Origin of the sequence: Brumimicrobium mesophilum (assembly GCF_003025005.1) — a bacterium.
GTDB classification, from domain to species: Bacteria; Bacteroidota; Bacteroidia; order Flavobacteriales_D; family Crocinitomicaceae; genus Brumimicrobium; species Brumimicrobium mesophilum.
Genome location: NZ_PVSS01000016.1, coordinates 18,746 through 33,001 on the forward strand (window position 1 = coordinate 18,746; position 14,256 = coordinate 33,001).

The window sequence follows — 14,256 nt, forward strand, 5'->3', positions numbered from 1 at the left end:
AAATGGGTTTTAATATGGCGGTTATGTATGTCTCAAAAGTAGTTCAATAATTTAAGTATTCAAAACACTACGTTACTCAAAAATTCAAACGTTTAGTTATTTAATAATTCAATCTATCGGCGTTGAGTTATTTTGACAAACTCACATCGACAAGCTCAGTAATCGAATTCAACAGTTTAATCCTTAAATCTTATTAATTTATACATTCTTGAATTTTTGAATTTGTCAATCCTTGAATTCCTGAATCCTTCAACCGATGTGTTATGCGTATTGTCTTTTTTCTAATTTTTTAGCTGGATTTCCAACAATTGTATAGTTGTCTGGTATATCCTCTAGTACCACTGCGCCAGCACCTACTATTACATCATTTCCAATAGTTACCCCTTGTTTAATAACCGCAGCAGCACCAATAAAGCTTCTTTCACCAATCGTTACGTTTCCAGATAAAACTGCTCCTGGTGCAATATGAGCAAATGCTTTTACCACAGATTCGTGTTCTATGATTGCTCCAGAATTAATAATGCATCCTGTTTCTATTACAGCCAATGCATTTACAACAGCTCTAGCTGAAATCAATGTATTTGTTCCAATAGTCGCTGATTTAGACACAATAGCCCTTGGATGAATTAAAGAAGTGAAGGCATTTTCTTTTTTAGCAGAAATAATGTTGAAGACTTTTTCCCGTGTATGATTGTTACCAATGCTACAGAAGAGTGCCGCATTATATTTTTCAAATTCTTCCTCTTTTCCAAGATAATCCAAATCATACGGGTTTCTTTTCACCTTTTCTAAATCAAAATATCCTAAGATATCATAAACCATCTGAAAGGCAGTTTCAATGCATACATAGGCATGACCAGAATATCCAATGAAGGCAATTTTGTTTTGTGAATTCATAATGAAAGTCTTTAAAATGTAGTAACTTATTAATTAGTTTAACCTAAATTGTTGGATAGATGGTTTTTGGTCAGTTGATTGGAAAAGCTGTAATGTATTTGTTTCAATAGTTCAACACTTTCGTTAGGATTTAGATACTTGATTATTACACCTTCTTTTGAGCAAGTAAATTCTTATACTCCTCCAAAAGCGCTTCCCAAAGTTTAGCTTGTTCAAAACGGTTTACGATCATTTCTCGAGAGTTTGCTCGTAGCTGATTGTATAGTTTGTTGTCATTTAACAAGCGATCCATCGCATTCCTAATTGCGTCGGAATTTTTTACAGGTATAATAAGACCATTTTCTTCTTCTTTTATTATTTCGTTGCATCCGTTGATATCACTAACAATTGATGGTAAACCCATTGCTCCTGCTTGCATTACAACATTAGGAAATCCTTCACGATAACTTGGGAAAGCGAGTGCGTTACTGATCGCAAAGTAAGGACGAACATCCTTTTGATAACCCACAAATATGATATTAGGATTAGATTTTAATTCCTGCATTGTTTCAGGTTTCAATGGGTCCAATTCTTCTTCTAAAAATCCAACCAATAAAAGTTTAGCATTATTGTGAATTTTATCAATATTTTTGAAAGCTTCAATTAATTCATTGATTCCTTTATCTGAGACTAATCGTCCAACGAAAACGAAAACAAAATCATTTTCAGAAATATTTAATTCTTGACGGAGTGTAGAATTTTGTTCTTTGCTAAAAAGGTCAGGAGAGAAGTAAGCAGTGTTGATACCGTTTGAACTTCCTTTACCAATTATTTTGGCCTTATTGTTTGAAATTAACTTCTCATCAATAATAAAATCTTTTAAAACGCTAGAGTTAGGAAATACTTGTGTGGCGCATGAATAGGTCATTTTCTCAACGCTGTTCAAAATCTTACGTTTAAAACCTGTAGCTTCCATAAGTGGTAATCCAGCTACAGTATGTAATCTAATAGGTACTCCAGCTAGTTTAGCAGCTAACATTCCAACTATTCCTGCTTTTGGCGTGTGAGTATGAACTATTTGAGGTTTCTCCTTTTTTAGAAATTTGTATAATTTTCTTACAGCTTTTATGTCTTCTATTGGAGTAATTTCGCGGGTCATTTCTACATGATAAGTAGGGTATTGACAAGTTTCTCCTAGCTTTTTTAAATTTTCCTTCTCAGCCGATATTGCTGTAACATCGAAATGGTCTTGCATGTACTCCAGTTGTCCTTTTAACAGAATTTCTAAAGACAGAGGTATGGTTGTGATACGGATGAGTTTATTCATTTTCATACATTTCAATCATTGTTTTTGAATTAAAATCATGTTTATGATTTAATTTTTTATAATGTTTTAGAATATCTTCGAGATATTTTAAATTTTCGTCAAGTGAATTTCCAAAATTATGAGGATGCCACCATAAATGGTAGTTTTTATTTTGCTTTGCTGCTTTGGTCATTTCTCTTTTGATTCTACTGAATTTTAGAAAATGTACTTTTTTTTCATTTTTAGTATATGGTCTTAAAAATCGACTTGCCGGTAATAATAATATTTCACCATTTTTAACTAAGCTTTTTGAAAATATTGAAGATTTACTTATTTTAGTTAAAGCATCTATTGCTCTGGCAATAGGATATTCCAAATCTTTACCTTGCCAAAACCAAACATCAGGATTTGAACGAACTACCTTAATTCCATTATTTTTAGCAATTTCTATATATTCTAAGTTAAATTGATTTCGTGGTAATACGAGAGATTTTAGCTCTATATTAAACTTATCTCTTGAAATCGCTTGAGCAGCTTTTAAGTCTGCATCAAATTGAAGCATCGTTTGACCAGGTTCGTTACAATAATAATGTTCAAACGAATGAGATGCTAATTCTTGATTAGGCGTTGATATAATTTTTTTAATTAAAGAATGAGCAAAATGATAAGGATCCTCCTTTTCATTGCTCCCAACATCTTTGCTTTCGATGTATGGATAGTAAGAAAGCTTATGATCTAGATAACTAGGTTTTAAATCGGGTGAATATTTAATAATGTCCTCTTTACTTTCTGCGAATAGAAAACCAACTGTTGCCCAAGTTGCATGAATATTGTATTTCTCAAATAATGCTAAAACTAAAGGAATACTCTTCCGTGTATTATCAAAATATGCTTTTCTCTCTGATAGATCCCATTTTTCTGCTCCCCCCCAGTGAAGCTCAAAATCTAATGATATTATGAAGTTTCCTTTTCCCATTATACTGTATCAGAATCTGAATAACTTAAATACCAATTTTCACGATTAGAAATCAGATCTTTAAGGTTCTTGTCAAAAGCTTTGGCTCCAAAATGCAGTTCTATTGGACGTAATTTTTCAGGTAAATTATAGAAACCACTTGACTTATAATTTATATAATTTTCAGAATGTTCCATACCCCATGCCAAAATACAATCAGCATTTTTTTCAATGGCCTCATTACATGCAAACTTCATTAAGTTTTTCGCTAAACTTGAGTATTTAGGATTATAGATGTATTCCATTATGTAGGCTATTTTTCCACCATGCTTTCCTTTTACACAATAGATTATATATCCTATATACTCGTTTTCTTTTGTATACGCATGAGCTATTTGATAATCTTCCAAAGGTTTTTTTAAATATCGCCATTCCATATACTTCTTATTACGGATAACAGCTACTTTAATGTTTCTTGAAAACTTTTCCCAAATATCGTTTACTTCAGATGGGAATTCATTTTTCAAAGAGATTTTAATATCCTTATTAATTCTGCTCTTGCTTGCCATTCTAACATTAGGTAGCCATGAAAGCATCTTTATTTTTTTTGAAAAATACTGTGTATTTAATGGTTTTAGAAGAAATGGAAGGGGATCCATTAAATTCCATCCCAATTTATTCTGATGCCCATGAACTGATTGTCCATTAGGAAAACCAAAAACTAGTTTAACTCCATCTTTTTCTGCATTTTCATAAACATCTTTAGCTAATTTAATAAAAAGTCCTTGTCCTCTAAAATTGACATCGGTCATTGCATCTATAGCTTGAGATCCAAGAAATGTAGATTCTCCAATTTTAAATTCTGACGGTAGAACTGCGTATGTACCTGCAGCTTTTGATTGGTTATTTAAAGCAATATATGCGAATTTCTTTTCAATGGGATTCTCTAATAATTGCCATTTTAATACTTCCCTAATTTTCTTACTACCGTTATTGTCAAAACATTTTTTATATTCATCTAATGTTTCTAATGAAATATTTTTATAAATAAGCTCATCCATAATGTTGCGTAATTATTGTTTTAAGTTTACTAGAATCATTATTCAACTAATTTTTTATATCATTAAATCATCTAAACTGCGAATAATAAACGAATAGCTCGTTATTTAAATAATAGCTAATTATCTATTTTAAACTCTCGTTTTACAGCATCAAATTTTCCATTAGCTCCTAAAGGAATATCTTTTACTATATTTATCCTTATCTCTATATTCCTACCTAATCTGTCTTTAAGGTTATTTATGAATAATTGATTCATTTTTGTAGAGTAGTTCTCATCAATAATTTGATTTACGATTAATAGATTTTTACTTTTTTGAACCAATTGGCTTTTTATAATACCATTTAATCCTTTATAAGCTGTATCCATTCTTCCTACATATCCTTTTTCTTCTGTCCATAAAACATCGTCTTCTCTACCAATTATTTTATCAACATAAAACATTTTACAACCGCACTCACATGTTTGTTGTATTTCAGGCAGTAAAACGGTATCTTCAATATCATATCTAACTAACGGAGTTTTCCAATTTCTAAAGCTTGTTACTACCATTTTAGCTATTTCTCCAGGTTTTGCTTTTTCATTTTTTGAGTTTAGAAATTCAAAAACCCCGGAGTCTTCATTAACATGAAGTCTACCAAATTGACATTCTGTAATTGGAGGACTACCTTCACTAGATGCGTATTGATTATAAACTTTGCAATTAAAAGCATTTTCAATTTCTTCTCTTTGATAATCGTATAGAGTTTCAGCAGTTACAACGAGAGCTTTAGGTGTGAAATTTAATTTTATAGAATTGGAATTAATCTGTTGGGCTATTATATATAAAGCGGATGGATAACCATCAATTAGAATTGGTTTAAACTTATTTAATTTTTTTATGTAATCTTTAATGTTTTCTTTTCTCAAATGATATGTGGACATGAATAACTGCTTTTCAACAATATTATACATCCAAAATGGAGGTTTAGTTCTTTCAGGATTAACAATTAATCTTCCTGAAAATCTAATGTTTTTATCTCCTCTTTTTATATCAATATTTTTATGAAACCTTGTCCAAAGAGCAAACGATCTATTAGTACTTTCTTCGTCTAAATAGGTCTTAGTTGGCGCTCCTGATGTTCCACTTGTAAAACCAATTTCAGAAACTTTACGATTTGGGTGGTTATTTACTAATTCCTCAGCTTTTCTTTTTCTATCTTGCTTTCCTAGAATATTCAATTTTGATAAAACCATATATGGGTCATTATCGATATCATCAAGGGAAATGTTCTTATTTAAAAAATCTTTTTTATAATAGGGAACATATTCGTAACATTCTTTTAATAATTTAATTAACATTTTAGATTGATATTCTAAAATATCTATTCTCTCTAATTTCCATAATGCTTGATATTCCTCTAAATAACCATAATATGGCTTCGAAAATCTATTTTTATTATTTTTTAAGGCAACCAAGTTCAATAGAACTGTTTTTATAAATAAAGGTGAAAATCTATATACTTTATCTTTAATATTTCCCATGTTATAATTTTGAAGTAGAGATTTAAATTTAAGTTTTAACTGTAGGTGGATAATAATTATTTTAACCTTTTTTCGTTTTGGACATTTTTCGAATTACTTTTTAGAACCTTTGCGGGATTTCCTCCTGCAATAACATTGGGTGGTATACTGCTTTTAACTACAGAACCTGCTGCTATTACACTCCCATTACCAATTGTTACCCCTTTTAAAATAATGCAACTAGCACCAATCCATACATTATCTTCTATAATAATATTTTGAGGAAAATCTATAGTATCTATCCTATTTTCTGGACTATCCATTGATGTCAAATGTCCGTTACTATCAATGATATTGCAATTTGCTGCGATCAAACAATTTTCACCAATTGTTATTTTTGACTGGGCATGAATACAGCTTCCATGAATTCTAGTATTTGTTCCTATATGAATTTCTGAATTAATTCCATCAGCAAAAATTTTAACCCCTTTGTACATATTAATGTGATAACCGTAATTCGAAGAATTTAACATAACATTGTTTCCTAAATGTAATTTGGAATTGTTTTTTAAATGAATATAAGGAAATGATTTTACTCTTACTTTACCTTCCATTATAATGTTTTTGTTTAATTTCATTATAATTGGCAGGAAAATCATTCCCAGCAATGTTTTAAAGAATAGATAAGACTTCATAATTTAATAAGAAAAATTAAGGTGAAAATTGAGAAATACCCTCTAATATAATCCAACCTACATTTGCATACCAAAAGGTTGGCGAAAGCACCAAAATAGGAGCCATAATATTAATAAATAGAATACTAAAAGAAAAGACGGGTAGTGACCATAAAATCAATTTTTTTATTTTTATTCCTTTATCAACAGCATATAACTTGCCCAAAAGTAAAATCATAAATAGATGAGCTATATTTAGAAATCGTCCACCAGATGGGACTGAAGAGGCTACGAATGCAATACTATAAAAAAATAAAACGAAAGCTAGTAAGCGTGTGTAGTTGGCTTTATTAACAGTCATTTTATTTATTGATTTGTACATGAAAATTACAACTACAAAAACATAAATTTTAATTCCGTAATCAAAATATTTTTGAACACTCAAAAAGAATGAAGACTCTCTTCTATTGTCTACCAAACTACCTACCTCGGAACTATTAATATATTCCAATCTTTCTCCAACAGCACCAGAAATCAAATCGGATTGGGTCAAAAATCCAAGATTTATTGAATTTGTTGTTAAAACCCAAGACGCAAGAAATGTTAATATGAATGTGTAATATAGAATTGGATGAATACCTTTTTTATTATAAAAATTACCTTCGCTAAGTTTGTACAAAACAAAAACTGGGGCTATGATTATAAAACCATAATGAAATAAAGGAGTGATAATAATCCCAATTACCCAAATTATTTTTTTTTGGATAATACATTTATATAGTGAATAAAATAGTACTACAGATCCAGTGTGAAATCTAAAACCATTAATATTTGTCAACGAGATGAAGGTAAAGAATATTATCGCTAAGATAATTACATTATTGTCGAATCTAGCTCCTCGTTCCTTTACAAAAATCCTCAATGATAAATAGCTGAAAACCCCATATATTCCTCCCGCAAAAGCATATAATACTTTCGGGTTATTAGAGATTAATGAAACAATATAGAAAAGTAATAATCTATACATATCTCTTAATTCTCCATTTTGATACATTGCAGTAATTCTACTAAATGATATGTTATTATCGAAATTAGCAAATGCTTGTGCATATCGGTATGAATCTGCGGAAGTATTGGAAAATGATATTGCATATCCAAAAATCATTGCAAATACTACATAAACAAAAGCACTAGTTTTTGAACGTAGGTTTACTAAAGACAGTAAAAAACCTAAAACAGGTAATATAAAAAGTAAATGAAAACCTAAACCGGCAATTCTTTTTCTCATATTTTAGAACAGGTTTTCTATTTGTTTAATTTGATTGTCCCATGTGAAATCTTTTAGACTAAGATCTGATAGAGGTTCATCAAACTGTCCATTCTTAAAATCAAATAATAATTCTTTAAATAAAAGATAATTTTCTTCTAGGTTAAACTCTAAGGTCTCGAAATTATAACCTAAATTATTTTTTTTGATAATTTGTGAGGATTCTGATTGACTCGGAGCGAAATTAATGATGGGGCGCCTTGCTGCAATATATTCAAAGAGTTTGATTGGAACAGTTTGATAATGTGATTTTAGATTAGCCACAATTAGCCATAAAAAGGAAGAATTATTCATTTGTTCCAAAACCTCAATTCGAGGAATAGTTCCTAGAAACTCTAAACAGCTATATGATTTAAAATTTTTCATTTCTAATTTCATATCTGCTTCAATATTTCCTGCTATTCGAATTTCAACTTCATCTTCTGTAATCAAGTTGTCTTCTATAGCTTTGTCTATGAGTTGCATTAATGTAAATGGAGAGCGTTGGCCATTATAAAAACTTCCGGCATAAAAGAAGCTTAATTTACTTTCTTGCACTGAGAAGTTAGCTGATCCTTTGAATTCTTTATTTTCAAAACCGTTGTAAACACAATTCATTTTATCTCGATACTGAGGGTAAAAATCTTGGTAAGCATTCTGCATTGTTTTTGTTACAAAGGTAATTGCAGCAGCTTCTTTAAGGAATGATGTTTCCATTCTTTTATGTAACTGTGCTTTAATTCCCCTTTTATCGCTCCAGTTTTCGACGTAATTAAAATCACGAAAATCTGCAATCCATTGAATGCTTTTGTTTTTTCTATTGATTAACTGAGCAATTTGATGGCTTGTAACACCTGGTGAAGTAGAAAATACAATATCCGTATCTCTAATAAGTTTTTGATTCTGTTTTAGATAGGTTTTGACATTGGGCGTCCAGAACATTCCTTTGTCTGGAAAAATTAAACGTTGTCCCGTTTTAAAGATTATAGATTTTAGTTTTGAAAGTAAGCTTGTTTTATTGTTCACACTGTCTATTTCTGGACGTAGTTGACTAGCAGAATTTCCAATTTTACTTCTTATTTTTATTATTTCAACTCCATCTAAAGTAGGATCGAATTTTTTATTCTCACCAATTGACAGATCAGGATTATCACAAGTAACGACCTTAACGTTATATTTTTTCTTATCTAAATGTTTGGCCAAAGCATAAGGTCTTTGAGCACCTGCAACATTATTAGGAGGATAAGCATAAGAAATGATAAGTACGTTTTTTTTCATTATGTATCAATTAAAAGTTTAAAGAATTTGCCATAAATACGAAGAGAAAATCACGAGAATTAAAGTCGCTATTTTGAAATCCATTAAAAAATCTACGATGTATTTCCTTATCATTTTCTCATGATTCAATTGTAAAAATTGAATGAATAAGGTAGAGAAAAGTGAAGCCAATACAATACCGAAAATACCCAAATAAGAATACAGAATAAGAGATAAAATCAGGTTCAACGATAACATAGAAACACTATATAGTGTTATATATTTTGTTTGTCCTGATGCAGTAATTAATGCCCCATAGTAATTATTCCTAACCAATCCAATAAGTAAATAAGTTTGGAATATTAATACTGACTCTTGATAATTTTCATTATAAATAAAAAAGATTATTTCCTTTGAAAATATCATTAAAATTAAGAGTAGTGGGTATGTAAAGTAAGATACTTTTTTGGTTGTCGATATCCACAAGTTTTTAGCGTCTTCTTTCTTATCAGAGTTTATTAACTTTACTAGTTTAGGGTAGATATTCTGTGAGAATGCGGCACTAAGCATAGCAAATATAGGTATTTCTAAAGCACCTACTGAAAAAATTGCAAATGTTTCCTTATCCTCAAATATTGAAACAATTGATTTATCTAGATTAACACTAATGGTACCAATAAAGGTGGCTAGATACAGGGGTAAACCTTGCTTAAGAACTTTTTTTATAAAAGCTTTATTAAACCATTTTGGTTTAAAAACTAATTTAGCCTTTTTTATTAAGACATATATTGGGAAGGCATATAAAGCAATAAATAGTAAAACTCCAATTAATAAAAAATGGGATTTTAACTGGTTAAGATAAAAATAAATTATTATTGTTAAAACCAGTGTTAAAAGATAACAGATTAATGTTATCCTAGAATGTAAGGGTACCTTGCTTTCGTTAATATACCCATACCTCAATGTTCTGTTAATATTTGAGGCTAAATATGCAATAGGGAAAAACAGACTAATCAGATAATATTTGTTTAAATCAATCCAATTAAAGTAGTGTAAAGCATTGAATATTATTAGTATTATAGCTAGGAAAAAGCTAATAATAAAAAAGGTTATTAAAGTATTTGAAAATATTACTTTATGTTTTCCTTCTTTGGCTAAATAATATTTATATCCTTCTGGAATTCCGAATGAAAGCAAAGGTATTCCTAAATTGATCAAAAAGAACATTTCTTTCCAATAACCAAATTGCTCTACCGTTAAACTTTTTGAAAAAATAAAGTCAAAAAGAATAAAAAATAATGCAATTATACTTTGTGTAATAGCTAATAGTAAACTACTATAAGTAGATCCCTTTTTGAAATTAGCAAAGGAGTTTTTTATATTCAAAGTTTGATTATTAAATGCAAGTAGATTTTAAAATCATAGGAACTAATTATATCATATTATTGTCTATACCTCTAAATTTCACCCCTCTATCTCAAATGCCTCAAATTTATCAAACTCATCAACTCCATATTCAACTATAGGAAGGTCCAATTTTACCAGAGTTTTATTAGCAAAATCATCCACAAGTTTCATTTCTGCCAAGGTTTTCTTATAAGATTTAACTGAAATTCCTTTTTGGAAGTCTGGGTTAATGTATCTTCTAATTTGTACTCCATCAGTGCAAAAAGTGAGTTGACTAGTGATGTTAGGTTGTTTTATTGATGTTGAATTGTTTACTTCAACTTTTTCATTTAATGTAGCTTGGTATTTCTCTTCCAATGCAATCCATTGATTTTTTAATTCAGTTTTCATATGTTAGTTGTTTATTTGTTGGTTGTTAAATTGTAAAGTTGTTATTCGTGAGGTTGCGGAGCTGTTTATGCAGTTTTTCTGATTGTTTACAGATTTAACATTTCTCCTTGATACCATAGAATAGCTTCTTTTATTCCTTCTTCAATATTATGAGTGGGTTCATATCCCATTAACTCCTTTGCTTTGTCAATTGCTGCTAACGAATGTGGAATGTCTCCTGTTCTTTGTGGCCCATGTTTAATTTCCATGTTTCCTATACTTTCGTCAAATTCAGCTAAGTTTTTCTTTAATAATTCTGTCAGTTGCAGTAGGGTAGTGCGATCACCAACAGCGGTATTGTACACTTGGTTGAGTGCAGCTTTGTTTTCTGTGGTTATTGCCAGTAAATTCATCTGTAAAACATTGTCGATATAGGTGAAATCGCGAGAGTATGTTCCGTCACCATTAATGATTGGACTTTTATGATCCATAAATTGCTTAACAAACAATGGAATTACTGCAGCATATGCCCCATTAGGATCTTGACGTCTTCCGAATACATTAAAATAGCGCAATCCGATTGTGTTTAAACCGTAGGTTGTATAGAAATTATCTGCGTACAATTCATTTACATACTTTGTAATTGCATATGGAGACAAGGGTTTTCCTATAATGTGCTCTACCTTCGGAAGGTTTTCAGAATCACCATAAGTAGAACTGCTTGCTGCATAAATAAAACGCTTAACCTCTGCATCTCTTGCAGCAACTAACATGTTTAGAAAGCCACTTACATTGACATCGTTGGTTGTAATAGGGTCATTTATAGATCGAGGAACAGAACCCAAAGCGGCTTGATGCAAAACAAAATCCTGATCGTTACAAGCTTTATGACAAGTTTCTAAGTCACGAATGTCTCCTTCAATGAAAGTAAAGTTTTCGTTTTTCAAGAATGGTTCAATGTTATACTGGTGTCCAGTTGCGAAATTATCCAGACAAGTTACTTTAGCTCCAATTTCCAAAAGAATTTCACATAGGTTTGATCCAATAAACCCTGCTCCTCCTGTAATGAGGATGTTTTTCTCTTTTAAAACTTGGAATTGTTGTGTATTCATAATCATATTGTAATTTAAGAAGTGACAATGGTACTTCTTGTCATTTTTAAGCTTGATTCAAGTAAGGAATATTAAATGTTGAATTTTCAAACAATTTTTTTCAAATTCGATTTAATATCTACTTTTTTCCACGGCTTCGCCATTATCAGTCACATTGCGAAAAGCAATATGTTGATTAACATAAATAATTTAGGGGTGGTTGTAAATTGCTTAAAATATTAGTTTTCAATTCATTTAGTATAACCGATGAAAACCTAATATTTTTGTTTTTGAAAGCACAAAAGTATGTATTTAATATTGATTATCTTCACATAAACCTCTCCGAAACTTTTTTGTATACCACGTATTAACTAGGTTTCTATTGTAAGTTGTAGAGGGTGAAAGGGTTAGGTTCTAAATTAAATTTACATTATTTTAATCTTTCTAAAAGCTTGATTTCTTGCAATCTGAGGTGCTAACATTCCGGTTGTTTCGACAAATCAGAAGTTGTTTAGGATGAATATTGATTATGTTCTGATAAACTGTTTTTTTAATTGGATTGGCTTGTGGTAGTGTTACGTTTATAATTCTAAAATTTTAAACAAAAAAAAATGGTTAGAAATACAGTTTTGACTACTATATTTTCAACCACTTTATTTAAACAGAATTTTGATTCTGTTATTTATACGTATTGAATGTTAGGAAATTAATTTCGAATTAAATACTGATAGGAAAAATAATTAGAGTGGGAAAAACAAAATCACCTCAAAGAATACATTTAAAAATTGAACGAAGTATTGCTGTAATATTTTTTGACTTCACTGACTAAAAGAGTAAATACATACAATTCCAGAAAATATAGTAAAACTCATGAAAAAGACATTTATTAATTCATATCATTATTGTAATCTATAAAAATATGGTTAATGTAAACAACTATTAACCTTCTATAGCTTAATAATTAATTGTTGTCATTGAAAGGATATCACCATTATTGGCTCTTAGTTGATACTTAGATCTCATAATATAAACTACCGAAAAATCATCTTTCATCCCATGTACTTCTTTTATATTTAATAGGTCACTTTTAAGTAAAAAGCTATCAGTTACCATAGATTTCCCCGAATTCAGCTATTCTTTTGAGTTGATAATTTGATTTATTAAAACTAATATACATTAATAAATATAAGGCTCGTTTCATAATGTATCTCTACATATTGAAATGAGTGGTAATACCATTAATTTTAAATTATACTTTTGGACATTAATTGAATTTGGTTTTTGCAATCAATATTTACAAAATTATTTTTTTTATAAAATTTTATTGCGTTTAAATTTCTACTGGAAACTTCTAATTTTATCTGATGAATACTAGTATATGTGCTACATAGAAAAAACAACTTGTCTAATAATTTCTGTGCAACACCTTGTTTTTGTGAAATAGGGCTGACGCTAATTGTTGTAATAAATGAAAAGTTACAACTGTCGTTTATGTAAAATGCTAATAAACCACTTAATATATTTTCGTGAAAATATTCTATTCTATAAGCATGTTCAAAAATCTTTTTTGAATATGCCTTAATATTTACTCTTTCATCTAAATTAGGAATGAAGTGTTGGTTCATTTTGGTTAAATACTCAATGATATCTTCTTCTGTGGTTGTATCAAGCTTAATCATCACTTTTCTATACTTACATTAATATTCATTTCGCCTTTAATACTAATAAATGAGAATCGGTTAAGACCAAGTATCTTGTGAAATTTTCTCAAACAAAGTCAGTTTTTTAATTTCTCAAACTTTTTCATTAATCAATCATAATAGAATTTAAGCATTCTTTGTATGAATTGCGTTTTACAAGTATTACTATTTTTTTAATTATTTATATGAGTTGGTGAAATTTTATATTTACAGCTTTTAAGTACTATTTTTATATAATTGTATTCCTACAATGATTAAAACAATACTAGTTGGATTATTTTTTCTTGAAAAATTTAGCTGGACTACCTAACCAAATTTCATTAAATGGAATATTTTTATTAACAAAAGCCATACTTCCAGTTACGGAATTATCACCAATTGTTATTCCATGATGAAGAACTGAATTTGTACCGATAAAACAATTTTTTCCAATCTTTGCACCACCAATTGATTCTTTACCTGAGTCTAGATTATTTGTCATAACTCTTGGACAAACATATGTGTTGTCACCAATTTCGCAACCTCTGGCAATTATTGTATCATAGCGTAAGGTAACGTTATCTCCTATCTTACATTCTCCAGAAGTAGAAACTCTAGAATCGATATAACAGTTTTTACCAATGATGGTGTTCTTACGTAATTCAACATAGTTTTTAATAACTGTTCCATCTCCAATTTCAACTCCGTCTTCAATTACGATGTAATTTCCAATTTCAACGTTTTTTCCAATTTTTGCGTACTTTGATATCATA

13 protein-coding genes are annotated in these 14,256 nt (G+C 29.7%); all 13 read right to left on the reverse strand.

Annotated features, from left to right (window positions below; all coding sequences use genetic code 11):
* Window positions 1–261: 261 nt before the first annotated feature.
* The 13 genes from C6368_RS14970 to C6368_RS15030 all read right to left on the reverse strand — a co-directional run bounded on the left by C6368_RS14970 (window position 262) and on the right by C6368_RS15030 (window position 14,255).
* On the reverse strand, window positions 262–897 hold the full coding sequence (locus C6368_RS14970) for an acetyltransferase (protein ID WP_107040038.1): 636 nt from the start codon (window positions 895–897) through the stop codon (window positions 262–264).
* Between the two features lie 145 nt (window positions 898–1,042).
* Window positions 1,043–2,203, reverse strand: coding sequence for a glycosyltransferase family 4 protein (locus tag C6368_RS14975; protein WP_199851656.1), 1,161 nt, complete (start codon window positions 2,201–2,203; stop codon window positions 1,043–1,045).
* A complete protein-coding gene (locus C6368_RS14980; protein ID WP_107040040.1) occupies window positions 2,196–3,158 on the reverse strand; it encodes a polysaccharide deacetylase family protein in 963 nt (320 codons plus the stop codon). The genes C6368_RS14975 and C6368_RS14980 overlap by 8 nt, the downstream gene beginning before the upstream one ends.
* Window positions 3,158–4,198, reverse strand: a complete 1,041-nt coding sequence (locus C6368_RS14985) for a GNAT family N-acetyltransferase (RefSeq protein WP_107040041.1) — start codon at window positions 4,196–4,198, stop codon at window positions 3,158–3,160. Before C6368_RS14985 ends, C6368_RS14980 begins: the two co-directional genes overlap by 1 nt.
* A 116-nt stretch (window positions 4,199–4,314) precedes the next feature.
* Window positions 4,315–5,721 carry a phenylacetate--CoA ligase family protein gene (locus C6368_RS14990; RefSeq protein WP_107040042.1) on the reverse strand — a complete coding sequence of 469 codons (1,407 nt, stop codon included), beginning with the start codon at window positions 5,719–5,721 and terminating at the stop codon, window positions 4,315–4,317.
* Window positions 5,722–5,777: 56 nt separating this feature from the next.
* Complete coding sequence (locus C6368_RS14995; protein ID WP_107040043.1) at window positions 5,778–6,395, reverse strand: acyltransferase; 618 nt, start codon at window positions 6,393–6,395, stop codon at window positions 5,778–5,780.
* A 16-nt stretch (window positions 6,396–6,411) separates the two neighbouring features.
* Window positions 6,412–7,662, reverse strand: coding sequence for an EpsG family protein (locus C6368_RS15000; RefSeq protein WP_107040044.1), 1,251 nt, complete (start codon window positions 7,660–7,662; stop codon window positions 6,412–6,414).
* A gap of 3 nt (window positions 7,663–7,665) precedes the next feature.
* Window positions 7,666–8,958, reverse strand: coding sequence for a glycosyltransferase family protein (locus tag C6368_RS15005; protein ID WP_107040045.1), 1,293 nt, complete (start codon window positions 8,956–8,958; stop codon window positions 7,666–7,668).
* Between the two features lie 18 nt (window positions 8,959–8,976).
* Window positions 8,977–10,323: a lipopolysaccharide biosynthesis protein gene (locus tag C6368_RS15010; RefSeq protein WP_107040046.1), complete on the reverse strand. Its 1,347-nt coding sequence runs from the start codon at window positions 10,321–10,323 to the stop codon at window positions 8,977–8,979.
* A gap of 78 nt (window positions 10,324–10,401) precedes the next feature.
* The gene (locus C6368_RS15015) at window positions 10,402–10,734 is read right to left on the reverse strand and encodes a hypothetical protein (RefSeq protein ID WP_107040047.1); all 333 of its coding nucleotides are present in this window, start codon (window positions 10,732–10,734) and stop codon (window positions 10,402–10,404) included.
* A gap of 86 nt (window positions 10,735–10,820) precedes the next feature.
* Window positions 10,821–11,825, reverse strand: coding sequence for an SDR family oxidoreductase (locus C6368_RS15020; RefSeq protein WP_107040103.1), 1,005 nt, complete (start codon window positions 11,823–11,825; stop codon window positions 10,821–10,823).
* Between the two features lie 1,223 nt (window positions 11,826–13,048).
* Window positions 13,049–13,483, reverse strand: a complete 435-nt coding sequence (locus C6368_RS15025; protein ID WP_107040048.1) for a GNAT family N-acetyltransferase — start codon at window positions 13,481–13,483, stop codon at window positions 13,049–13,051.
* A gap of 295 nt (window positions 13,484–13,778) precedes the next feature.
* A complete protein-coding gene (locus C6368_RS15030; protein ID WP_107040049.1) occupies window positions 13,779–14,255 on the reverse strand; it encodes a DapH/DapD/GlmU-related protein in 477 nt (158 codons plus the stop codon).
* Window position 14,256 lies beyond the last annotated feature (1 nt).

Excerpts from the sequence above, each read along its gene's own strand:
- C6368_RS14970 (WP_107040038.1), bottom strand. The coding sequence starts at position 897 with ATGAATTCACAAAACAAAATTGCCTTCATTGGATATTCTGGTCATGCC.
- C6368_RS14975 (WP_199851656.1), bottom strand. The coding sequence starts at position 2,203 with ATGAATAAACTCATCCGTATCACAACCATACCTCTGTCTTTAGAAATT.
- C6368_RS14980 (WP_107040040.1), bottom strand. The coding sequence starts at position 3,158 with ATGGGAAAAGGAAACTTCATAATATCATTAGATTTTGAGCTTCACTGG.
- C6368_RS14985 (WP_107040041.1), bottom strand. The coding sequence starts at position 4,198 with ATGGATGAGCTTATTTATAAAAATATTTCATTAGAAACATTAGATGAA.
- C6368_RS14990 (WP_107040042.1), bottom strand. The coding sequence starts at position 5,721 with ATGGGAAATATTAAAGATAAAGTATATAGATTTTCACCTTTATTTATA.
- C6368_RS14995 (WP_107040043.1), bottom strand. The coding sequence starts at position 6,395 with ATGAAGTCTTATCTATTCTTTAAAACATTGCTGGGAATGATTTTCCTG.
- C6368_RS15000 (WP_107040044.1), bottom strand. The coding sequence starts at position 7,662 with ATGAGAAAAAGAATTGCCGGTTTAGGTTTTCATTTACTTTTTATATTA.
- C6368_RS15005 (WP_107040045.1), bottom strand. The coding sequence starts at position 8,958 with ATGAAAAAAAACGTACTTATCATTTCTTATGCTTATCCTCCTAATAAT.
- C6368_RS15015 (WP_107040047.1), bottom strand. The coding sequence starts at position 10,734 with ATGAAAACTGAATTAAAAAATCAATGGATTGCATTGGAAGAGAAATAC.
- C6368_RS15020 (WP_107040103.1), bottom strand. The coding sequence starts at position 11,825 with ATGAATACACAACAATTCCAAGTTTTAAAAGAGAAAAACATCCTCATT.
- C6368_RS15025 (WP_107040048.1), bottom strand. The coding sequence starts at position 13,483 with ATGATTAAGCTTGATACAACCACAGAAGAAGATATCATTGAGTATTTA.
- C6368_RS15030 (WP_107040049.1), bottom strand. The coding sequence starts at position 14,255 with ATGATATCAAAGTACGCAAAAATTGGAAAAAACGTTGAAATTGGAAAT.